General features: G+C 56.7%; 1 protein-coding gene. It reads left to right on the top strand.

The features are described from left to right. Positions 1-1112 (top strand): elongation factor Tu (gene tuf, locus GJV78_RS22650; RefSeq protein WP_155110303.1); only part of this gene is annotated, 1112 nt, incomplete at both ends.

Genomic DNA, 1112 nt, shown 5'->3' on the forward strand with positions numbered 1-1112 from the left:
TTTGAACGTACAAAACCGCACGTTAACGTCGGTACTATCGGCCACGTTGACCATGGTAAAACAACGCTGACCGCTGCAATCACTACCGTACTGGCTAAAACCTACGGCGGTGCTGCCCGCGCATTCGACCAGATCGATAACGCGCCGGAAGAAAAAGCGCGTGGTATCACCATCAACACTTCTCACGTTGAATATGACACCCCGACCCGCCACTACGCTCACGTAGACTGCCCGGGGCACGCCGACTATGTTAAAAACATGATCACCGGCGCTGCGCAGATGGACGGCGCGATCCTGGTTGTTGCTGCCACCGACGGCCCGATGCCGCAGACCCGTGAGCACATCCTGCTGGGTCGCCAGGTAGGCGTTCCGTACATCATCGTGTTCCTGAACAAATGCGACATGGTTGATGACGAAGAGCTGCTGGAGCTGGTTGAGATGGAAGTTCGCGAACTGCTGTCTCAGTACGACTTCCCGGGTGACGACACCCCGATCGTTCGCGGTTCCGCGCTGAAAGCGCTGGAAGGCGAAGCCGAGTGGGAAGAGAAAATCATCGAGCTGGCCGGTCACCTGGATACCTACATCCCGGAACCAGAGCGTGCGATTGACAAGCCGTTCCTGCTGCCGATCGAAGACGTATTCTCCATCTCCGGTCGTGGTACGGTTGTTACCGGTCGTGTAGAGCGCGGTATCATCAAAGTGGGTGAAGAAGTTGAAATCGTGGGTATCAAAGAGACCGCGAAATCTACCTGCACCGGCGTTGAAATGTTCCGTAAACTGCTGGACGAAGGCCGCGCGGGCGAGAACGTGGGCGTTCTGCTGCGTGGTATCAAGCGCGAAGAGATCGAACGTGGTCAGGTCCTGGCGAAGCCGGGCACCATCAAGCCGCACACCAAGTTCGAATCTGAGGTGTACATTCTGTCCAAAGACGAAGGCGGCCGTCACACGCCGTTCTTCAAAGGCTACCGTCCGCAGTTCTACTTCCGTACAACTGACGTAACGGGCACCATCGAACTGCCGGAAGGCGTAGAGATGGTAATGCCGGGCGACAACATCAAAATGGTTGTTACCCTGATCCACCCGATCGCGATGGACGACGGTCTGCGTTTCGC

This window comes from Intestinirhabdus alba (assembly GCF_009711095.1).
GTDB lineage: Bacteria > Pseudomonadota > Gammaproteobacteria > Enterobacterales > Enterobacteriaceae > Intestinirhabdus > Intestinirhabdus alba.